This window comes from Chryseobacterium sp. BIGb0232, assembly GCF_024810195.1.
GTDB lineage: Bacteria > Bacteroidota > Bacteroidia > Flavobacteriales > Weeksellaceae > Chryseobacterium > Chryseobacterium pennae.
Genome location: NZ_JANUEH010000009.1, coordinates 86650 through 107624 on the forward strand (window position 1 = coordinate 86650; position 20975 = coordinate 107624).

Sequence of the window (20975 nt, forward strand, 5' to 3'; positions counted from 1 at the left end):
ATTATGTTTTTTTCAGAACATACCCCATTCCTATAACAGTATGAATCAATTTGTTATCATCCCGGTCATCCAGCTTCTTTCTTAAATAATTCACATATACATCTACCACATTGGTTCCCAGCTCATAATTTACCCCCCAGACAGCATCCAGAATTTCGGCTCTGGAAATTACTTTTTCCGGGTTATTAAGGAAATAAAGTAACAGCTTGTACTCAGTAGACGTAAGGGTAATTTCTTCTCCGGAGCGGGTCACCTTTTTGGTGTAATCATTTACTGCTAAATCTGAAAACTGAAAAACATGCTCATTATCCGGTTCTGATTCTGTAATTTCCTGAGGGCCATTGTTATGGATTCTTCTCAGAAGTGATTTAACACGGGCAACCAGCTCGATGAATTTAAATGGCTTCACCAGGTAATCATCACCTCCGCTCTCTAATCCCAAAACAATATTTTCAGAAGTTCCCAAAGCGGTTAAAAATAAAATCGGAACACTCTGATTCGTTTTTCTGATCTCCTTACAGACATCCAATCCGTTCATTTCCGGCAGCATAATATCTAAAATCACCAAATCGAAGTCATTGGCCTGTACCAGCTGTACACCGGTACGCCCGTCAAAAGCCACGGAAATTTCATATCCGTTTTCCTGAAGTCCTTTTTTAATAAAAGATACTACACTGGTTTCGTCTTCGATGAGAATTATTTTTTTCATAAATGAAATAAGGAGTTTTACAAAAATAGGGAAATTTTATTGGGCGAAGAGTATTAGGAGGAAAAGCTTTTTAGACAGGAAGACGGAGGCTGGAAGCTGGAGGTTTCTTGAAGACCATGTAGAACTGAAGAATATTTATTGAGGTTTTTAACACAGCGTACTCAAAGAATTAAAAAAAATATATGTAAAGGCATTTCATTCAGCTACGGATTGTGTATCCAGCCCCTATGATCTAAAAATAAAACAGTAAAACAATTAGATTTAAATTTTGATATTGGAACAAGGATATGATTATCCGAGTTCCAATATTTTTTTTGCCTATGACTTAAGGTCCAGCTCCATCTGTACATCTACACGGTCGTAACCCGGATTGGTAATTTCAGTATGCTTAAACCCTAGTTTTTCATATAACTTTATAGCAGGAACCAATATAGAATTGGTTTCCAGAAAGATTTTTTCTGCTTTTAATTCTCTGGCTTTTTCAACAAGAGCATTTCCGAGCAGATACCCGATTTTCTTTCCCTGTGCTTTAGGACTTACTGCCATTTTAGACAGTTCAAAAGCAAGAGGTTCTTCCTGCGCTCTCACTAAAGCACATGTCCCTACTGCTTCATCATTCAACAAGGCAAAAGCAATATATCCGCCTTTGTTGATAATGTACTCTTCAGGATTATCAAGCAATTTATAATCACTGGACTCCATCACAAAGAATGTTTTGATCCATTCTTCGTTTAAAGTCTTAAAAGCCTCTTTGTATTGAGGTTCATAACTTATAATTTTTACTTCATTATTCATATCATTCATCTCTTAGTTTAATATATTCTGTTTTTTATCATTTTTCCCAGTTTTTCGAGATCGCTTTCTACACGGTCTGTCCATTCCAGGGCATAATTTAATCGCATACAGTTTTGATACTGATTGTATTGTGAAAACATTCTTCCCGGAGCAAAGTTTACTTTCTGGCTAACTGCTTCATCATAAAGATCTTCAGTGCATATTCTTTTATCCAGTTCCAGCCACAACATGAACCCTCCCTTCGGTTCTGAAATCTTGGTATTATCCGGAAAATACTGTGTTACCGACTTCTGAATCTGAAGATAGTTGGCATAAAGCTTTTTTCTGAACATCCTCAAATGATGATCGTAACGCCCATGTTCAAGGAAATCAGCGATCACATCTGAAAATAAAGACGGGCCGGAAACAGTCTGTACCAATTTTTGCCTGATAATCTTTTCTTTAAACTTTCCCGGAGCTACCCAACCTACCCGATATCCCGGAGCTAAAGTCTTAGATACCGAACCTACCCACATTACAATGCCTGCCTCATCATAAAATTTGCAGGGTTTTGGCCTTCCTGCTCCGAAATAAATGTTTCCATAAACATCATCTTCCACTAATGGAACATTATGCTCAGTAAGCATTCTTACCAGTTCTTTCTTATTTTCATCCGGCATCTGAAAGCCTAAAGGATTATTGTAATTCACAACAAAACAACAGGCTGAAAGTTTTGGCATTACCTTTTTTAAAGCATCCAGATCTATTCCGGTAATAGGATGGGTAGGAATTTCCACGGCCTTCAATCCCAGCAACTGAATAGCCTGAAGAATTCCAAAATAAACAGGACTTTCTACCGCTACATAATCTCCCGGCTGGGTAACAGCCATCAGACAGTTGTACACTCCGTTCATAGCACCGGAAGTAATGACCAGATCATCTTCAGTAATTCGTCCTTCCATCACAATAGACCACTTGGCAATTTCCCTCCTGAGCCCTACATTTCCCTGCACCGGCTCATAATTGGTTCCGCTGTCATTCTTCCGCTTCATTACGTCAATCATGCACTTCTTCATTTTGGCAACGGGAAGAAGGCTTTTTCCTGGAATTCCCAACGCAAACTGCGTCATATCTGTTCCTCCAATGGCACCAAACACTTTTCCGATAAGATCTTCCGGGCTGTTCTTTTCTTCCGAAACCTTCATTTTAGCCACAGAAGGTAACGCCAGCTTTCTTTGAGAGGTCTGGCTCACATAATAGCCGTATTTCGGGCGTGACTCTACAAGCGAACGGCTCTCAAGCTCCATATAAGCTTGTTTTACAGTATTTAAACTAACATTATATAGCTTTTGAGCACTTCTCAGAGAGGGCAATCTGTCTCCAAACTGCAGGGTATCACTTTTGATCTGCTCAGTGACAACATTAGCTATTTTAAGATAAAGAACATCTTTAGGCATTGATCACAGTTTTAAGTAAAAGTACAATTTTATCCCTGTTTTATTACATATTCAGCCAGCTGATCATCTTTTGGACACTGCTTTTTAGCTGCTCCGGATTCCGGAAGTTAGGAGCTGTACTGGCTTTAATATAATTCTCTGCTCTTGATACAAAGTTCTTTCTTTCAGTTTCCGGCATTGCTTTCTGTTCGAAAATTTTAAAAGCTATTCCATTCTTTTCCTGAACAACCAAACTTGCAAATCCTATCACTTCATTTTTCTTTCTGACTAAAAGGAAAGGAATACCAAACTCCGGATTGATTTTTCTGGTATTCTGTATCTGTTGAAATATATTTTTCAAAGCGAACATGTCTGAAATATAAACTTCTGCATATTGAAAAGGTTCCTGATGTTGAATGTTGGTTTCCATAGTATTCTTCTTGACAAAACAAAATTATGGAGTCTTCTAGTTTGGACACAGATACAGAAGTATTGAATATTGTGGGTACAGATTTTTATACGTGAAGAGATTTGTTGGAAAACGCGAAGATTTCTATGTTAATATGCAAGAATATTTAAAATAAAATCGGCTGCTTCAAAGAAACAGCCGATTATTTTTAGATTTATGAGATCTGGAGGGCTACTCTACTTTTTTCAAAGCTTCTTTAATTCCTTCCAGTCCGTCTCCGAATTGGGCCAGCAAAGCTACAATCTGAGACATTCTATCATTTTCTCCCAGCCCTTTTAAAGTTTTATTTTTTATAAAAGTCTTCTTAATCTCTTCCCAACGTTCTGTTTCCTCTTCTTGGAGGATACCCATCAATTCTTTCAACTTCAGCATATTCGATTCTGCACCTGTTGTCAGCGTCTGAGATTCATTCTGATAATGGTTCTGTATGATCTGGATCACTTCATTTTCCTTTAAAATAGGTTGAATCTGAGTAATCAGTTTATTCATATTACGATAGGATCCCTGAAGCTTGAACGGAGGTTCATTTCTGTAATCATCAGACATGGCTGCTGAAGCAATATATTCTTTATTGACCTTCAGAATCATATTTCTGACCATGATGGTATTTTTCAGTACCGCTCTGAAGTCTGATATTTCGTTGGAACTGAAATTTCCTTTCAGATTGTCTGCAGGATTATCGGTTACCACACAATCATAGAGCTCATAAAGATTTTCCATTCCCGGCTGGGTCAGTCTGGTCAGGTATTCATTGGACATCAGCGAGTTTTCAATGAGGCTGAGATCAAAAAGGTTTGTTTTTGAACCGGATATTTCTCCTAAATTGTAAGTATCTGAACGGTTCGCCAGCATATCAGGAATTTTAAATTTCTCACCGCTTTCCGTATATGGATTTCCTGCCATGACCAGACAGAATCTTTTCGAGCGGAGATCATACGTTTTACTTTCTCCATTATAAATCCCTTCAATTTTTCTCTGACCATCGGCAAGAGAAATGAATTTTTGCAGAAACTCAGGATTACAATGCTGAATATCATCAAGATACAACATCACATTATCCCCCATTTCCAAAGCAAGGTTCAGTTTCTCCAATTCCTGTCTTGCGCCTGCGTTTCTGGCTTCATTGGGATCTGTAGAAACAATGTCATATCCTAGTGAAGGTCCATTGATCTTCATAAACACCAGCCCCATACGTTCTGCCATATATTCCATCAGGGTGGTTTTACCATATCCCGGAGGGGATACCAGAAGAAGCATTCCCATTCTGTCTGTTCTCTTATCTGAACCCACTGTTCCCAACTGTTTCGCAAGGTTAGCTCCAATCAAAGGAAAATAAACATCATTAATCAGTTTATTTCTGACAAATGAACTTAATATCTGTGGTTGGAAAGTATCCAGCTTCAGTGCTTTTTTCTTTTCATTCACCCAGCTGTATTTCAATTCCTGAAGTCTTTTATATTTCGGAACAGTAACGGTATTAAAATGACTTAGCCTGGATACAAATTCAAAATAATTCAGATTGTATTCTGCCTCTTTTTCAAGGGATTTCAAACCTTTAATTACGGCTTCATAGGAAACGCTTCTGATATTTTTCGGATCAAATTTCTGGGTAATGATAAAGCCAAGAACCTCATCTATGATATTTTTCTCCGCATTCGGATCAAAGGCTTTTAATGCTCCTTCCGCAATATAATAACATGCTGAAGGATACTGATACATAGCCTGTATCTGAACAAAAAACTCCAGATCTTTCCCTTTTTCCTTAAGTTCTTTTAAAAATAATCCATACAGTGCCCCTGCTTTTTCCGAAATCAGGAAGTTCTCTTTATCTTCCTGCTTCAGATATACTGCTGCATTGATATAATCTGTCTCTGTAAAAATACCATTTACTGATGCAAATGATTTCATTTCTTCTGCCAGCTCTCTGCTTAAGTATTCAAATCCCTGTTTTACGGCAAAAGATTGTGAAATAATTGCTGTAGCTGCAAACTGTTTGGCGTAATATTCTTTTCTTTCAGGATTCAGGAAGAACCAGAACAGCTGTGCTAACCCTCTTTCCTGAGCTGTAAACCTCATCAGCCCTAATTCATTATGTACTTGCTGAAGCTTTGTAACAATAATCTGGGCGTCTTTGTCATGAATTCCTTTTACCAGCCCTTCCCCAAAATGTTCTGCTGTAAACTGTTGAACCACCTGCTCATTCTGCTGTTCTGTAACAAGCTCTTTATGGTTGGAAAATACATTCCAGGCAAGGTATTCAAATCGTTTTACATGGGTATTTTCTGAAACAAATTCCTGGTTCCAGACTTCTTTAAACTCATCAACTGTAGGAAAGTTCAGAGGTTCATAGAAGCTAGTTCCGGTAAGGTGATAGTAATATTGTGCATTCTTCAGCACAAGAGTAAGATCCAGTTTCTGTTGATTGACCGCAAATTTATAATCTCCTAATGCTATAACGCTTTCACCATCTACATAGATCTCTTTTTTATCTTTAAGCTTTCTTACGGATTCCTGCTGACTTGTTTTTAAAAGGGTCTGGATTTCTTCTGATTTTGCAGAATCTTCTAATTCTGCCAATTGCCTTGCAAGATCCCTCACTTTTTCCACCATCAGATCTGAGGCAAAATACCCGTTGATCTCATTTTCTGAATCAAAGGATTCTGCTTTGGTCTGAACGGATTTCAGGATTCTTTGCGCCGCATCAAAGAGACTTTGAGTTCTTTTGTTTCTTGATTCTGTAAGTTGTACTCTTTTATTCTGGAAATGTCCGTAGACTTCTTCTCTTTTGGTTCCTATCTGCTGAATAAACTCATCAAAATCAATGAATTTAGTTTCCATCTCTTCCAACTGAATGGAAAGTTTGGTCAGATATTCATCACATTTCTCCGGAGTCTGTGAAAGTTCCAGAAAATTAATCACAGACTGATCAAATAATGTAATCTGGGCCTGGAAATCTGAAGCCAGTTCTTTTCCTGAAATTTCTCTTTTTCTTTTACTGAGTTCAAGTCTCTCCTGATTCAGCCGGGCAAAGATTAAAGATATATTTTCGATAATCTGAGTGGACTGAGAGGTATCTTCAATTTTAAGATTATTAACGATATCTACCAACAGCTCCAATTGTCCGGATAATACGTTGATATTCTCATCGATGGTTTTAGCATCAATAGCCTTCTGTAGCGCAACAATATCCTCTGAAATTGTCTGAGCTTTCTCCTCATAAGGCAATAGAGCGCCTTCCTGCAGCAGAAAATCCACACAGGCATTGGAAAGTTCGGTATAACGGTCTGAAAGAGCTTTTTCTAGGGAATCCAATAAAGCTGTATCTGCATATTTCAGCTCTCTGGCTCCTGTTACTTCTCCTCTTAACGCCCTGATTTGTGAAAGAGCATCAATATATTCTGTAAGCTGGGAATAATGAAGCCTTTTGGTATCATCAAGGATCTTATCGCAGGACTGTTTTATTTTTTCTAAGGCTTCTTCTGTGTTTTTCCTCTGCTCAACTACTTTTTCATATTCGTTGATCGCTGAATGGGCAATTTTACGAATTTCTTTTAGCGGCTGATCCAGTTTCTGAACTTCATTTTCACCCAAAAAGTAATAATTATCCAGAATAAAAGTGGAAAGCTTTACAATATCATCGTATAATCCGCTGTAGGAATCTTTTTTATTCAAAAGCGTGATAAGCTCCTGGCTTTCTGCCATTACTCGTACAATATCTTTGTTTCCGATCTTATAAATCAGACTGTCGGCTTTTTCAGCATTCGGCTGTAGCTCTTTGGAGAAAGGGGTCTGCCAGATTTGGGTCAGATGGTGCTTAGTTGTTTCAATACTCTCCCGAAGATAGATCAGTTTTCCATCATTGAGAAGCGAAAAACCGCTGCATCGGATGGGTGTTTCTATCGTTTGGGTGATGATATTATAGGAAATCAGCTGATAGTTATTCGTTTTATCATCATAGAAAACATACAAGAAGTTTTCTCCGTTGGGTTCTATAACGGTTTTCAGGTAATACAGTCTGTTCTGATCCTGTGAAATCACCTTTAACCCACCGGTCTGGAGAGCATATCCGTTTGAAAATAGTACTCCCTGATTTTCTGGCAGCAGCAAAGCTGAATATTTAAGTGCATCAGCCCTTGAAACGGTCTTTTCTTTATGGTTATAAATGAAATAACGCTCTGTTTCCTGGTACGGCTTTATTTTAAACAAAACAAGGTTATCCAGATCGCAAAAATGGATCTCAGCATCATCCAGGTTCTGATCTTTATGGATCACATCTTCGGAATAGATTCCTTTCCCGGTATCTGTATTATCTTCAACCTTGATCGTAATATCTCCACCGATGCTTTCTACGAAAACCTTATCAGCCAGTGAAATATGCGGATGTTTTCCGGATCGCTGCATATCTCTTGTCGCTTTTGTCCATGCAAAACCATGCTGAGGCGGGTATGATGTTTCTGAAGCGCTTCTGGAATCTACATAAATAAGCTGATTATCTTTAATCAACCATTTGAACGCTTTAATATCTGTAGTGCTTTCTGAAAGCTGGAACACCATATAAAGATAGTTCTCTGTAAAACTAAATCGGGCAAAGAAGGTATTCCTGTAGTATTTGTAAAGATTTTTAAACTCATCAATAAAGATCTCATCATTGATAAGAGCATAATCCTGAGGTTCAAACCTGTTTTTATTGATTTTATAAACGGAAAAAACATCCGAAATATTGATTTCAGTCTGTAGGCCTAAATGCGCATTGGAGCCAAATATCAAATGGTCACCTAAAGAATAAATATCCTTGGCAATACAGCTATGTTCTGTGGAAATCCTTTCATTGGCAATCAACGAAAAATCTATTCCACCGAAGATATTTTTACGGTCTTCATTAAGCTGCTGAAGCCTTTGTATAAGGTCATTCTTCTGCTCATTCAGACGGTTCTGAATAATTTCGTAAGTTCCGGAATTAAGTTTTTCTGACATAGTGTTAGATTAGATGGTCATGACTGCTGCTGTACAGCAGATCTTTGGGTAGAACCTATTATACTTTGCCTTTATCTTCATATAAGCCTTATAGGTTTTGGAAACCTATAAGGCTTGTCAGGCAAACAGTTAATCTATTTTTAAACTGATTATCAAAAGATTAACTGTTTTTGTATATTAAACATGGTTATTGTTTACCGGTTTATTGTCCACCCCCAAATGTCTGGCCATATCAAGAGCTCTTTCCAGAATGCCTTTTTCCTGTTGATTGGCAACACCGTTCAGCTTAAAGATCAGGGAGGCAATACTCATGTTTTTGATATCGTCTGATGAAATATTGTATTTGTCTACCATTCCCATTACCTTGGCTATGATATTTTCACCGTCTCCTAACAGGTTTTCTCTCAACATCTGTGCATTTTCGCTATGGTTTACGAATTTATCCAGACCTTTTCCTGCGGATACCTGGCGAATCACATTATCAAAGAAGGTATTATCTCCACCTACGATATCAATTTTCGCTGTTTTGAATGCTTCTGCCAATACCAGAGACTGAGCTTCTGCAATGTCTTTCTGAATCGCAATTTCAGCCAATTCAACTTCTTTTTCTTTATTCAGTCTCAGACGGAATTCTTCGTGATCTTTTCCTGCTTCATTCAGTTTCTTCATTGCTTCTGCCTTTTCATTAATTCCGGCAGCTTCTGCCAATGCTTTTTCTTTGATTACTTCTGCTTGGGCAATGCCTTCTTTCTTTACGGCATCAGCTTTTTTCTCAATCACCACAGCTTCTGCAATACCCTGTCTTTCTGCTGCGTCTGCTTTTGCATGCATCACCTGAGCTTCAGATAACCCTACAGTAGCTTCTTCTTTGGCCTTAGCATCTGCTATAATCTTACGTGCTTCTGCTTCTTTTTCTGCGGCATCTCTTTTCGCCTGAGCTTCAATCACATATTTCTGAGCATCTTTTTCTGCGGCCAGCTTGCGTGCTTCTGCTGCTCTGGTTTCTTCAATCAGTTTTTTCTCTGCTTCCTGAGTAGCAACTGTAATTTCAACCTGCTTATTTCTTTCTGCAGTTTTGAAAGCTTCCAGATCTTTAATTCCCTGCTGCTCTTCCACTACTGTTTTTTCCATAGTCAAACGTTCGCGGATCGCATCCTGAATACTTTTCTTTTCTATTTCTATCGCTTTCTCTTTTTCAATTTGAGCAAGGGAAACAATTCTTTCTCTTTCTGTAGCCTCTAACGCTTTGTCTTTTAGTACTCTTTCTGTTTCTACGAGATCTGCACGTTCTTTATTTTTAGCAGCAATCACCACCTGGCGAAGTTTATTTTCTTCTGCAATCTGTAATTTCTCTTCTGTTGCAATACGAACGGTTTCATATCTAAGACGTTCTTCTTCTTCTACTTTTAAGATTTCAGCATTTTCACGGGCTTTGATATTGGCTACTTCTCGTTTTTGAGACTCCTGCTTTTCTGCCAGTTGTTTTTCAAGCTCAAGAATTGCTTCTCTGGCTTCTACGTTTTGTTTTGTAATGGTTTTTTCTTCATCACGACGAACCTGATTGGCTTTAATATTCTGTGTTGCTGTTAATTCCGTAATCTTTTTAATCCCCTCAGAATCTAGGATATTATCTTTATCTAATTTATCAATGGAAGTCTGCTCCAGATAGTCAATCGCACAATCATCCAAAACATATCCGTTCAAGTCTGTCCCGATGATATCAAGGATTTCCTGACGGAATTCACTCCTCGCTTCGTATAATTCAGTGAAATCAAATTTCTTTCCTACAGTTTTTAAGGCTTCCGAGAATTTAGCTTCAAAAAGCTCTCTTAAGGTCTGAGCATCAGAAGCTCTCTGACATCCAATTGTTTGCCCTACATTAACGATATCATCTACTGATTTATTAACACGGATAAAGAATGCCACCTGAATATCAGCTCTCATATTGTCTTTACAGATCAATCCGGCTCTTCCTTCTCTTGATATTTCCAGTTTTTTCACCGAAATATCCATAGATTCCATACGGTGAATGACAGGAATTACGATTCCAGCGTTAAAGAAAACCTTTGTGCCACCATAACCGGTTCTTAAAATAACAATTCCCTGAACAGTTTTTTTATACATGGATAAAATCCAGAAAATCAACCCAATGGTTGCTACCGCAACAATGATAATTCCAGCAATTAATGGTAAGTTCATAGTTTTATAAGTTTAGTAGTTTATATAAATGTGTTTTTTTAAAAGGTGTTGAGAAAGATCTGCAACATATAGTTCAACATAATTAAAAATAAGCTGAGCATGGTTATTTGTTTTTAATACCTCATGGATTTCTGTACATAGTAGATTCGCTTATCAAGATCTTCATCCACGATCATAACACGGGTTCCGTGTTCCAGCTTGGTTCCGTCATGGCTTCTTACCATCAGGGTCATAGGATCGCTTCCGATAAAGACCTCCATCATTCCTATTTTGTCATCCTGAATGCTAGACTTCAGTCTTCCTTCTCTTCCCAGAAACGCATATGACACTTCTCCTTTATGGTTAATTTCCTTGAAAAAAGGATTTAAAGGCTTCAAGAGTACTTTGGTAAGCAGCATTCCGGCAATAAACAATGGAAACAGAATCAGTATTCCTGCCCATGTTGGCAGTGGAATGAAATAATTAAGATAAAATGATCCCAACCAGGTAACCAATAAGGACAGGGTAAGGAAATAGGTAATAGGAACAATATCCAGATTAAGAAACTTCAGGAAATGCATCCATGCAGAAGGATCGTGATCAGGGGTATGAAAATGCCCATCCGGAAGGTGAGTATCTGCCCCCACATCAATATCAGAATGCAGTCCCACATCAATATCCAACCCAGTAATTATGGTAAATAACCAATAGACTACCGAAAGCCCCAGCAATACACTCAAAACAGTATTTACCGGTGAAAATGCAATGTGTAAAAATTCCTGAAAGGTCATATATTAGCCTTTTTTAAGTGTTTCCTTTAATCTATTCAAAGCTTCCTCAGCTTCAGTATCTTTGTTGTTTACCATGGCATCAATCTCCTCATCAATCGTCTTTCCTGATTTCGATAGATCAGAATAGGCTTCTGCCAGCGTTTCCTGCTGTACAACTCTCTCTTTCAGTTTTTCCAGCATGCTTACCGTACTTCCGGTATCCATCTGGGTCATTTTCTGATTAATATCTTTTGTAGCTTCGCTTACCTGTACTCGCGCTCTAAGGGTCTTTAATTCATTTTCCCATTTGGCGATACTGGATTTCAAGTGATTAATAGTTGCCTGCATCTTTTCACATTCTGAGTGAAGCTTTTCATGCTCTTTATGCAGCTGGTCTGCATTTTGCTGGGAAGAAGCCTGCCTTTTTAAAGCTTCTTTGGCCAGACGGTCCGCTTCTGAAGCTTCCACCTCTCCTTTTTCGGCTTTCTGAACAATCACTATCGCCTTATTGTAATAATCTTTTGAGGTTTGTTCTTCTGTTTCAGCTTCATTTTTCTTTCGGATGGTAAGAGCTTTTAACTGAGCCAGAGATTCTACACTTTTCCCCAGTTCTTCTTTCATTTCACGGATTCCCTGTTCCGTTAAGTTGATAGGATCTTCAAAATTATCGATCACAGAATGGATCTCTGCTTTTCCTATTGTTAATAATCTTTTGAAAATGTTCATTTTAAATATCTTTTGTGAATTACTTACTCATTTCAAGCATCTCGTTGGTAAACTCTCCTACCAGAATTCCTAATGAATTGATGGATGCCATCACTTCATTCTGTGCCATATGGTCTGTAGGAAGGGTATCCCTGAAAATGACCCGTTTTCCGGTGCTGTCTAAAACAAAAGCTCCATGCACAATATCTCTGTTTTTCTGAAGCAGCCTTCTAAAGATTTGTTCTGTAGGATTTTTTATTTCGAAAAGAAACTGTTCCATAATAAGGATAGAATCTGATATAATAAGGATCATATTTTTGATTCCGTTAGATTCTTTTTCAATGATTAAGATTCTCTGAGCCTCATCTTCCAGGATGATGTTAAACTCATAATCTAACAACCACTCTTTGACTGTTCTAAATATTTGATTCTTCATGCAGGCTGGTTTAGTGTTTTGATTTTTCGTTCTACACAAATATAACATAAAATTTTCAAATTGCAAATATTTTTAGCAACCATTTGTTTAAGATTCTCTATATTTGCAAAAAATATTAGACAAATAATGAGCTTCTTTGGAACCAATATTAAGAAAATAAGGCAGGTTAAAGGCTTGAGCCAAAAGGCTTTTGCTAATTTATTTGACTTAAACAGAGGGGTGATAAGCTCTTATGAAGAAGGCCGCGCAGAACCAAAGATCGAAACCATACTAAAGGTAGCCAGCCATTTTAATCTTGATCTTGACAAACTGTTAACTGAAACCCTGCAAGTGAATCAGTTAGCCAGTGTTTCAGACATTGATCAGTTGATGCTTTTCCCTGAATTGGCTATCAATGAAAAGAAAGAAGCAGTAAATCCAAAAGAAAATAATTCTGAAAGCACTTCTATTTTGCAAAAAATATTAGCATCCGTAGATCTGGTGTATGAATTTACTCAAGAAAAGCAATTGATTTCCCCTTATCATTATGATGATATTTTATTTTTGAATAAGGCTGACCTGAAAAAAGATCCCAATCATCATTTATTAGCAGTGGTTAATGGAAATTTAAAATACACTACTCATACTGAGAATCAGGATCTTTATAAAATTGTAGGGCATGTTTCTACTACAGAAAAGAATATATTCACGGATATTTTTGAAAGGCTAGAAAGTTTGGAAAGAAAAAAATAAGCCTACGCTTTTCCTTTCTTCTTTCTCTTAAACCACCATACCAGAAAGCCCGTAACAGGAAGCGAGGCTCCTATGATCGTAATAAAGAAATATAAAGTTCTTCCCCATATTCCTCCAAGAGCAGACCCCACATGCAAGTCATAATTCAGTTTCTGTACTTTGGTGGCAAAATCAGCCTTGTCAAAAGGAACAGCATACGCTGAAGTATTAGCCAGACGAATACCCGTATTCCGATCATAACTAAAACTTTGAAGATCATAGAACCGTCGGTCTGAAGGATATAAGAATATCCCTATTGTTTCCATAGAATCTTTAGGAACAGATAAATAATATCCTTTTGCATCTACTTTATCTACAGCATCTTCCCAGGCCATAAGCATAGATATTGGTAATTTTTCCGGTTGGTAAGAAGAAATATTTTTAATTTCCTGCCGTTCTGTAGGGGTTTTACCAAGAGAAGTTGTGAAATACAGGAACTTATTGAACCACGGAAGGCCATAATACATCCCCGTCATTGATATTACCAAAAGAATAATCAAAGCGTAGAAACCAAAGACATTGTGCAGGTCATAATTAAGTCTTTTGATTTTAGCATCCCATTTCACTGAAAAGCTCTGTTTCCGCATGGCTTTCGTCCATTTTTTAGGCCACCACAGAACCAATCCTGATAGTAAAGTAATAAAGAAAATCAGGGTAGAATAATTAATTACAGGTCTTCCAATCTCTGATGGCAGCCATAGAAACCGATGTCCTTTTAATGTCCATTCGAAAAAATCAAATTCTTGCTTAAATGAAGGTTTCCGGATCACTTCACCTGTGTAAGGATTCAGATGCAAAACAAACCCCGGATTTCTCTTTCCAAAGCCTATCATCGCAGCTTTGTCAGTAGGACGCCATACAAAGGATATTTCCTGTTCAGGATATAAAGCCTTTGCTTTTGTGTAAAGTTCAGCCGGATTAGCCATTTCTTTCCCTGAAATAGACTCAATTTTCAATTCCGGGTTCAGCCAGTCTTTAATTTCATCACGAAAAGACCAGGTAATTCCGGTGATGCAGATCACCACAATAATAAGCCCGGATATAAGGCCCAGCCACAAATGCAGCCAGGCCGATATTCTGTAAAACAGACTTCTATTATTTTTCTTTTTGGGTTTTCCGGTATTCATTTAAAAATTATATGAAAGATTCAGTCTGAAATTGATTGGATTTGATGCTCTCCATCCATAATGAGTATATGACCAGGCTCCGGGATAGAATCCTACATAATTATAGCGGTCTGTTAGGTTATTCACCAGTAATGACAATTGGTAATTATCCCGTTTATAGGAAACACCCACATCCAAAGTGAAATAGTCATCAGGAAGATAGGGATGATCTAAAACCACTGGCCAGGCAGCTCTTTTAGCCTGATATTCATACCCAAGGGAAAATCCAAGACCTTCTAAATCCCCTTCTGCAATGGTATATTTTAGCCAGGCATTGGTGATATGTTTTGCTGTTCCATACAGCATTCCTCCAATTTTCTTAGGATCATTATCTTCTGTTACTTTTGCATCCGTATACGCATAATTAAAAAGAATACTCCAGTTTTTACTGATATTTCCATTCAGATCAAACTCAATTCCTTTCGATACACTTTTTCCGGATTGTTCAAAGAGTCCGGGATATTCAATTCCGGCAGCAGTCAGCATATTTGTTTTGGTAAGATGGTAAAATGTAAGATTGGTCATCAGCTGCCCATTGAACCATGTTTTCTTTACTCCAAACTCAGTATTTTTACCATACGATGGATCTGCTGTGCTCCCATTAAGAAGTTTTCCAGTCTGTTCCTGAAAGCTTTCATCATAAAGTCCGTATAATGTAAATGTTGGAGTCAAAAGACCGGTAACACTAAACCTTGGAGTTACAGCCGTATTTTTTACTTCCGCTCCTTTGTCTGCCGCACTTGTTTTCACTGTTGAAGTATAGCGGAATCCTGCAGCTACTCTTAACTTATTCTCCAGAAAACGGGCTTCATCCTGTAAATGAAATGAAGTATAAGAATAGTCTGTAAGATAATTCGCTCCACGTTCTCTAAGAGATTTTGAACGGTCATATTCAGGAATATCAGATTTTTTCAAATGGCCATAGATAGGGTTATAAATATTAAATGCCGGGCCTACTTTTTGTGGAAGAACAGACCAGTCAGCCACATAAGATTTTTTTCCCATATCTATTCCCGCAAGAATATTATGACTGATATTTCCGGTCTCAAATTTTCCTCTCGTAAACACCTGCCCTATTGTTGATGTGTTCAAAGCATCATTGATACTGATTCCGCGGTCTACATCTCCTTTTTTTCTTCCTTTCACTGGATCGTCTGCCAATGCAATGCTATTATAGCTGGCATATAATGACTCTCCCTGCATCTGAGATCGTATATACCCAAACTGACCGGTAACCATCCAATTATCATTAAAATTATGATTGATAGTCCCGTACAGATTATGTTCCCATGAACGGGTTGGGTCTATAATGGGATCAGAAAAGCTGAATGATCTTTTTACATCTTTAAATCCATCAATACCATAGGCATACTTAGCAAATCCTCCCTGAAAGTTATTCTGCGAGAGAATATATTCCAATGTAATATTGGTATTCTCTGATGCAATATATTTGAAAGACGGATTGATGACGTATTGCTCATGCTCTACATATTGCTGAAAAGAACCTGATTTAGTGCCCATCAAATTAAGCCTCCCCCAGAACTTACCATCTTTACTTAATTTTTTTTCAACATCTGTAGATGCCCGGTACAGATTGAAACTGCCTAAAGTAAGCTGAACATTTCCTTTTTCTCTCCCCACAGGCTTTTTGGTAACAATATTATAAAAACCTCCGGGTTGTGTATTCCCCATCATAAATCCGGCAGGCCCTTTTACAAACTCTACACGGTCTACAAACGACATATCTTCACGAAGAGGACCAAAGCTCCCGCTTACATCCATTCCGTTCCTAAGATTAGAAGCAGAGAATCCGCGTACAGCGATACCCACACTTCCTTCTTCCTGATGGGTAATAGTCCGCACTCCACTTACATTTCGGGTAAGCCCCTCAGCCGTCGTAAGAATTTGCTGATCGTTCAGTAAACGCTGATCTATCACCTGAATATTCTGAGGCGTTACCAAAAGATTCTCCCCTAATCTTAAAGTAGAAGAAGGAATTGTTTTTCGGTTTGCCGTAACGTTTACCGCAACAATCTGATAAGTATCTGTTACTTGTATAAAATCATGAGTAATACTGTCACTTTCCTTCAATGTAAAAGAATAGGTTTTGATTACCTCGGGATCATCTACTTTAAGTACATAGTTTCCTGCAGGCATATTATTAAAACGATAAAAGCCGTTATCATCAGTATATGTTTCTGATTCTCCGTTATTAAGAATAACTTTTACAGCCGGAACCGGTTTCTTTTGGGAGTTCATTACCTTTCCTGTAATCTGCGCCGTGCTTTGTGCCCAGATCACTGCAGGAAAAAGCACGGCAGGAAAAAGGAATCTGTTCTTATTCATACATTGTTATTTAGAATTAGTTTAATTAAATTTACACAGGCAAAATTAGCGGTTGCCGATAGGAAAAACTTTTGAGCTTAGGATAAAGACTTTAGATTTTGGGAGAGATTGTACCGAACCATACGATAGCAAGACAGATTTTGGATTTTTTCGGAGAAAATCATCGCAGCAGCGTGCCCGAAACTTTCGTTAATGAGCTTGGAACATTTGAAACTCTGACTTTATATGAAGGGGATGAATTTTTGGTAAAAGAATATCAGTTTTCTTATATCACGGATTATACGATGAAGTTTCGTACAGAAACCATAAAATATATTGAGCTGGCTTTTTTCCTTGACGGAGCAGAAGTCATCAGGGATCTGGTTGATGGGAAGCCCGGAGAATATAAACTGTTTCATCATTATATTTATTTTACTCCGGAAAATGCTGATGTACAAATAGATTTCCAGAAAGAGATCTCTTACAAAAATCTTGATATTTACGTCTCCAAGGATTACTTTCATCAATTGGCAGAGAGCAGCGGTGCATTACAGGATTTTATTTACAAAATAGACCAGAACCAGCCTGCCAGTTTATTCCCAGAGGGCCTCCCTATCACCCCACAAATGATGGGTATTTTACTGGAAATCAAAAAATGTAGTCTGGAGGGGTTTTACAAAGATTATTTTATTAAAAGTAAAATACTAAGCCTTCTTCTGCTCATCTTTGAATTTGCAAAAAAAGAGGAAAACAAAACTGAAACAAAAAGCAAAACCGCCATCAGCAATGCTGAAATTCACACCCTGATGGCCGTAAAAGATTTTATAGAAGGAAACCTAAAATCGTTTTACACCATTGAACAGCTTTCTATCAAATTTGGTATTAATGAATTTAAATTAAAAAACGGATTTAAAGAGCTGTTTGGGGATGGTGTTTTCCACTATGCTTCAAAACTTAGAATGAAGGAAGCACTTTATCTGCTTAAAAATTCTGATTTCTCCATTAAAGAGATTGGCTATCATTTGGGATATGCTTCTCCCTCGTCATTTAGCGTGGCTTTTAAGAACGAAGTTGGGGTTGGTCCCAGCTATTATCGTAAAAATTAAAAGGAGATAAAATTCAGGTAAAATAAAGAAACAAAAAACCCTCCGTATTCAAAATACAGAGGGTTTTGTACCCCAGACGGGACTTGAACCCGTACGTCCTTGCGGACACAGGATTTTAAGTCCTGCGTGTCTACCAGTTCCACCACCAGGGCCGGTGTGTGGTACAAAAAAAGGATTTGAAAGCAAATCCTATTGTTTGTATGGTGCGGATGAAGGGACTCGAACCCCCACGCCTCACGGCACCAGATCCTAAGTCTGGCGTGGCTACCAATTACACCACATCCGCTGGTTATATTGATCTGTTTTCACAGATTCAAAATCAATTCTCTTACAAATATAAGAAATTCTATTAAAGAACACTCTCTATATAAACAAAAAACCCTCCGTAGCAAATACAGAGGGCTTTGTACCCCAGACGGGACTTGAACCCGTACGTCCTTGCGGACACAGGATTTTAAGTCCTGCGTGTCTACCAGTTCCACCACCAGGGCATGGTGTGGAGCGAAAAACGGGATTCGAACCCGCGACCCCAACCTTGGCAAGGTTGTGCTCTACCAGCTGAGCTATTTTCGCATAGTGCGGATGAAGGGACTCGAACCCCCACGCCTCACGGCACCAGATCCTAAGTCTGGCGTGGCTACCAATTACACCACATCCGCTGGTTTTTTGTATTGTAAGTTTTAAAGAGCTTGCTTCGTTTTTGTGAGTGCAAATATAGGACAATTTCCTTTACCTCCAAACTTTTTCAGGAAAAAAATTAAAATTTCCAGATTTTTTTTCAGCAGCAGCTATTATTACATTTCATTTTCTTACTTTTACATCGTTAATAATTACGATATGGAATTACAAGGAACGGTAAAGAAACTTTTTGAAACTCAAACATTTGCAAGTGGATTTCAAAAAAGAGAATTGGTTATTTTAACCCAGGAACAGTATCCACAGCCGATAAACATAGAATTTTTGTCTGATAAAATTAGTTTATTAGATAACCTTAAAGAAGGTGAAAACGTAAAAATAGGAATCAACATCAGAGGTAGAGAATGGGTTTCTCCACAGGGTGAAACTAAATACTTCAACTCTATTACAGGATGGAAAGTAGAGAAGGTTTTTGATAATGGATCAGAACCTACTCAGGCTATGCCTCAGCAATCAGCATCTCCTGTTTCCAACGAAAATCCGTTTGCTGGAGACGATGATGACGATTTACCTTTCTAATTAAAGAATTAAAATCAAATATAATCCTGCTTTCTTAAAAGTGGGATTTTTTTTCCAAAAAATGGTCCGACTAGACGAAAATGAGATTTCATTTCCTGATCCGGAAGTGTATGATGGACATGACGGGCTGATTGCCTTTGGTGGAGATTTGTCTGTAGAACGCATTTGGTTCGCTTATCAATTGGGTATCTTCCCCTGGTACAATCCGGAAGAGGAAATTCTATGGTGGTGCCCGGATCCCAGATTTGTTCTGGTTCCAGATGAAATAAAGGTTTCCAAATCGATGAGAAAAATCCTGAACAGGAATATTTTTACTTTTTCGGAAAACAAAAACTTCAGAGAGGTCATCAAAAACTGTCAGCAAACTGAACGAAAAGGGCAATCCGGAACCTGGCTTTCTGATGAGCTTATGAATTCTTTCATTCAACTTCATGAATATGGTCTGGCCAGAAGCATTGAAGTATGGCAGGATGGAGAATTGGTAGGTGGTTTTTACGGTTTACAGATTGGTAATGTTTTCTGTGGTGAAAGTATGTTTACAAAAGTAAGTAATGCCTCAAAAGCCGGATTTATTCACTTTGTAGAAAGCAATAAAGATTATATTGAATTAATTGACTGCCAGTCTCATACCGAACACCTAGAAAGCCTGGGGGCAAAAATGATTCCTAAGAAAGAATTTTTAAAAATCCTACACGAAAACAATGAACGCAGATAAAGAAAAATGGATTCTTCTGACAATCCTGAGTATTATTTGGGGATCTTCTTTTATTTTGATCAAAAAATCACTGGATCATTTCAACCCGTATCAGGTAGGGTCACTAAGAGTCCTTATTGCCGGTATTGTTCTGCTGCCAATTGCCATATCCAATTATAAACTTTTTCCGAAGAGGCACTTGAAGTGGCTTATCCTGGCTGCTTTTACCGGAAACTTCATCCCTATGTTCCTGTTTCCTATTGCAGAAACAGAAGTCAGCAGCAGCATTGCAGGAATCATCAACTCTATGATGCCCATTTTTGTAATTATTGTAGGAGCTTTGGTATGGAAGTTTGAAACCACAAAGAAACAGATCATAGGAACGCTGATAAGCTTTACAGGAGTCTGTATTCTGGCTTTTGGCGGTGGTGATAGTGGTGAACTTAAAATAATCCCAATTTTACTGTTATTACTGGCTACCTTATGCTATGCTGTGAGTACAACCACCGTAAAATCAAAGCTTATGGAGGTTTCTTCCGTAGTTTTATCTTCTTTTATATTTTCTTTTGTTTTAATTTTTCCTTCCATTATTGCCCTTACAAGTACAGGTTTTTTTTCTGAGTTCAGTTTTTCAAAGGACAATATGCTTGGGCTTATGTTTGTAAGTTTACTTTCTATTTTTGGAACCGGGCTTGCTATGACCATGAATTATCGGTTATTAAAAGTTTCCACCCCTCTTTTCGCCTCAACGGTCACGCTTATCATGCCTATTGTCGCTATTATTTGGGGTCTCATTGATGGTGAAAAACTAACTGTTTTCCAATTTATAGGTGCGGGAATTATTATTGCCGGGCTGATCTTTTTAAGAAGTAATCCGAAGAAATAAAGGTCTAGTTGAAAAGACTGGAAGCTGGAAGAAGGAGGCTGTAAGTTACTTTTAGTGATATGATTAACTGATTATTTGTTAATGGTTATTCCAGAATTATTTTAACGCAAAGCTCACAAAGGGTTTGATTGAAAAAATTTCGTTCGCAAAGGCGTTTCACTTAGCTATGTTCGTATTCTTTGCCGAATGAGGTGCCCTTGCCGGCGAAAAATATTCGTATAATTTGATGCTTCTTTGCGTATTCTTAGCGTTAAAAAATAAAAAAATATCCTAATCTGAACTCCGGTTCATTAATGGTTCTTACTTCAAAACCTCCCTAAAAAATGATTAAACAGAAAGGACAATAATTATTCTCCGATTT

Annotated in this window: 16 protein-coding genes and 5 tRNA genes; 5 read left to right on the plus strand and 16 right to left on the minus strand. The window is 37.9% G+C overall.

Translation table 11 applies throughout. The features are described from left to right. Position 1: 1 nt before the first annotated feature. From M2372_RS18395 to M2372_RS18435, 9 genes are all read right to left on the minus strand, one after another. Positions 2 to 709: a response regulator transcription factor gene (locus M2372_RS18395; RefSeq protein ID WP_123320191.1), complete on the minus strand. Its 708-nt coding sequence runs from the start codon at positions 707 to 709 to the stop codon at positions 2 to 4. Between the two features lie 318 nt (positions 710 to 1027). Then, on the minus strand, positions 1028 to 1513 hold the full coding sequence (locus M2372_RS18400; protein WP_123320192.1) for a GNAT family N-acetyltransferase: 486 nt from the start codon (positions 1511 to 1513) through the stop codon (positions 1028 to 1030). Positions 1514 to 1521: 8 nt separating this feature from the next. Then, entirely contained in the window at positions 1522 to 2940 is a 1419-nt protein-coding gene (locus tag M2372_RS18405) for a PLP-dependent aminotransferase family protein (protein ID WP_123320193.1), read from the minus strand. Between the two features lie 43 nt (positions 2941 to 2983). After that, positions 2984 to 3349 carry a hypothetical protein gene (locus tag M2372_RS18410; RefSeq protein WP_123320194.1) on the minus strand — a complete coding sequence of 122 codons (366 nt, stop codon included), beginning with the start codon at positions 3347 to 3349 and terminating at the stop codon, positions 2984 to 2986. 210 nt (positions 3350 to 3559) lie between these two features. Beyond that, entirely contained in the window at positions 3560 to 8362 is a 4803-nt protein-coding gene (locus tag M2372_RS18415; protein ID WP_123320195.1) for a DNA repair ATPase, read from the minus strand. Between the two features lie 177 nt (positions 8363 to 8539). After that, complete coding sequence (locus M2372_RS18420; RefSeq protein ID WP_123320196.1) at positions 8540 to 10561, minus strand: flotillin family protein; 2022 nt, start codon at positions 10559 to 10561, stop codon at positions 8540 to 8542. A gap of 113 nt (positions 10562 to 10674) precedes the next feature. Then, positions 10675 to 11331 (minus strand): hypothetical protein, encoded by a 657-nt coding sequence (locus M2372_RS18425; protein ID WP_123320197.1) that lies wholly within the window; start codon positions 11329 to 11331, stop codon positions 10675 to 10677. Positions 11332 to 11334: 3 nt separating this feature from the next. After that, positions 11335 to 12036 (minus strand): PspA/IM30 family protein, encoded by a 702-nt coding sequence (locus M2372_RS18430; protein ID WP_123320198.1) that lies wholly within the window; start codon positions 12034 to 12036, stop codon positions 11335 to 11337. Between the two features lie 19 nt (positions 12037 to 12055). Continuing rightward, positions 12056 to 12451, minus strand: a complete 396-nt coding sequence (locus tag M2372_RS18435; protein WP_115972085.1) for a YbjN domain-containing protein — start codon at positions 12449 to 12451, stop codon at positions 12056 to 12058. A 126-nt stretch (positions 12452 to 12577) separates the two neighbouring features. Here M2372_RS18435 and M2372_RS18440 point away from each other — a divergent pair, with 126 nt between their 5' ends. Continuing rightward, positions 12578 to 13183, plus strand: coding sequence for a helix-turn-helix domain-containing protein (locus M2372_RS18440; protein ID WP_123320199.1), 606 nt, complete (start codon positions 12578 to 12580; stop codon positions 13181 to 13183). Between the two features lie 2 nt (positions 13184 to 13185). Here the strand turns inward: M2372_RS18440 and M2372_RS18445 are convergent, their stop codons facing one another. Together M2372_RS18445 and M2372_RS18450 are read right to left on the minus strand one after the other, a co-directional pair. Next, a complete protein-coding gene (locus M2372_RS18445) occupies positions 13186 to 14349 on the minus strand; it encodes a PepSY domain-containing protein (protein ID WP_123320200.1) in 1164 nt (387 codons plus the stop codon). Next, positions 14350 to 16734 (minus strand): TonB-dependent siderophore receptor, encoded by a 2385-nt coding sequence (locus M2372_RS18450; RefSeq protein ID WP_123320201.1) that lies wholly within the window; start codon positions 16732 to 16734, stop codon positions 14350 to 14352. A 98-nt stretch (positions 16735 to 16832) separates the two neighbouring features. Here M2372_RS18450 and M2372_RS18455 point away from each other — a divergent pair, with 98 nt between their 5' ends. Continuing rightward, positions 16833 to 17819 carry an AraC family transcriptional regulator gene (locus M2372_RS18455; protein ID WP_228455748.1) on the plus strand — a complete coding sequence of 329 codons (987 nt, stop codon included), beginning with the start codon at positions 16833 to 16835 and terminating at the stop codon, positions 17817 to 17819. Between the two features lie 68 nt (positions 17820 to 17887). Here the strand turns inward: M2372_RS18455 and M2372_RS18460 are convergent. The 5 genes from M2372_RS18460 to M2372_RS18480 form a co-directional block, all read right to left on the minus strand. After that, positions 17888 to 17971, minus strand: a tRNA-Leu gene (locus tag M2372_RS18460). 49 nt (positions 17972 to 18020) lie between these two features. Next, positions 18021 to 18105: transfer RNA gene (locus M2372_RS18465), tRNA-Leu, on the minus strand. 121 nt (positions 18106 to 18226) lie between these two features. Next, positions 18227 to 18310: transfer RNA gene (locus M2372_RS18470), tRNA-Leu, on the minus strand. A gap of 6 nt (positions 18311 to 18316) precedes the next feature. Further along, a tRNA-Gly gene (locus M2372_RS18475) sits at positions 18317 to 18392 on the minus strand. Positions 18393 to 18396: 4 nt separating this feature from the next. Continuing rightward, positions 18397 to 18478: transfer RNA gene (locus tag M2372_RS18480), tRNA-Leu, on the minus strand. A 178-nt stretch (positions 18479 to 18656) separates the two neighbouring features. Between M2372_RS18480 and M2372_RS18485 the strand changes: the two genes are divergently transcribed. From M2372_RS18485 to M2372_RS18495, 3 genes are all read left to right on the plus strand, one after another. Further along, on the plus strand, positions 18657 to 19034 hold the full coding sequence (locus tag M2372_RS18485) for a DUF3127 domain-containing protein (RefSeq protein ID WP_045492249.1): 378 nt from the start codon (positions 18657 to 18659) through the stop codon (positions 19032 to 19034). Between the two features lie 61 nt (positions 19035 to 19095). Then, positions 19096 to 19749: a leucyl/phenylalanyl-tRNA--protein transferase gene (aat, locus tag M2372_RS18490; protein WP_123320202.1), complete on the plus strand. Its 654-nt coding sequence runs from the start codon at positions 19096 to 19098 to the stop codon at positions 19747 to 19749. Beyond that, positions 19736 to 20614 carry a DMT family transporter gene (locus tag M2372_RS18495; protein WP_123320203.1) on the plus strand — a complete coding sequence of 293 codons (879 nt, stop codon included), beginning with the start codon at positions 19736 to 19738 and terminating at the stop codon, positions 20612 to 20614. Before aat ends, M2372_RS18495 begins: the two co-directional genes overlap by 14 nt. Positions 20615 to 20975 lie beyond the last annotated feature (361 nt).

What these genes read in the sequence shown, in the direction of transcription:
- M2372_RS18400 (WP_123320192.1), bottom strand. Translation starts at nt 1,513, where the DNA reads ATGAATGATATGAATAATGAAGTAAAAATTATAAGTTATGAACCTCAA.
- M2372_RS18450 (WP_123320201.1), bottom strand. Translation starts at nt 16,734, where the DNA reads ATGAATAAGAACAGATTCCTTTTTCCTGCCGTGCTTTTTCCTGCAGTG.
- M2372_RS18485 (WP_045492249.1), top strand. Translation starts at nt 18,657, where the DNA reads ATGGAATTACAAGGAACGGTAAAGAAACTTTTTGAAACTCAAACATTT.
- M2372_RS18420 (WP_123320196.1), bottom strand. Translation starts at nt 10,561, where the DNA reads ATGAACTTACCATTAATTGCTGGAATTATCATTGTTGCGGTAGCAACC.
- M2372_RS18415 (WP_123320195.1), bottom strand. Translation starts at nt 8,362, where the DNA reads ATGTCAGAAAAACTTAATTCCGGAACTTACGAAATTATTCAGAACCGT.
- aat (WP_123320202.1), top strand. Translation starts at nt 19,096, where the DNA reads ATGGTCCGACTAGACGAAAATGAGATTTCATTTCCTGATCCGGAAGTG.
- M2372_RS18495 (WP_123320203.1), top strand. Translation starts at nt 19,736, where the DNA reads ATGAACGCAGATAAAGAAAAATGGATTCTTCTGACAATCCTGAGTATT.
- M2372_RS18395 (WP_123320191.1), bottom strand. Translation starts at nt 709, where the DNA reads ATGAAAAAAATAATTCTCATCGAAGACGAAACCAGTGTAGTATCTTTT.
- M2372_RS18425 (WP_123320197.1), bottom strand. Translation starts at nt 11,331, where the DNA reads ATGACCTTTCAGGAATTTTTACACATTGCATTTTCACCGGTAAATACT.
- M2372_RS18440 (WP_123320199.1), top strand. Translation starts at nt 12,578, where the DNA reads ATGAGCTTCTTTGGAACCAATATTAAGAAAATAAGGCAGGTTAAAGGC.
- M2372_RS18430 (WP_123320198.1), bottom strand. Translation starts at nt 12,036, where the DNA reads ATGAACATTTTCAAAAGATTATTAACAATAGGAAAAGCAGAGATCCAT.
- M2372_RS18445 (WP_123320200.1), bottom strand. Translation starts at nt 14,349, where the DNA reads ATGAATACCGGAAAACCCAAAAAGAAAAATAATAGAAGTCTGTTTTAC.
- M2372_RS18435 (WP_115972085.1), bottom strand. Translation starts at nt 12,451, where the DNA reads ATGAAGAATCAAATATTTAGAACAGTCAAAGAGTGGTTGTTAGATTAT.
- M2372_RS18405 (WP_123320193.1), bottom strand. Translation starts at nt 2,940, where the DNA reads ATGCCTAAAGATGTTCTTTATCTTAAAATAGCTAATGTTGTCACTGAG.
- M2372_RS18410 (WP_123320194.1), bottom strand. Translation starts at nt 3,349, where the DNA reads ATGGAAACCAACATTCAACATCAGGAACCTTTTCAATATGCAGAAGTT.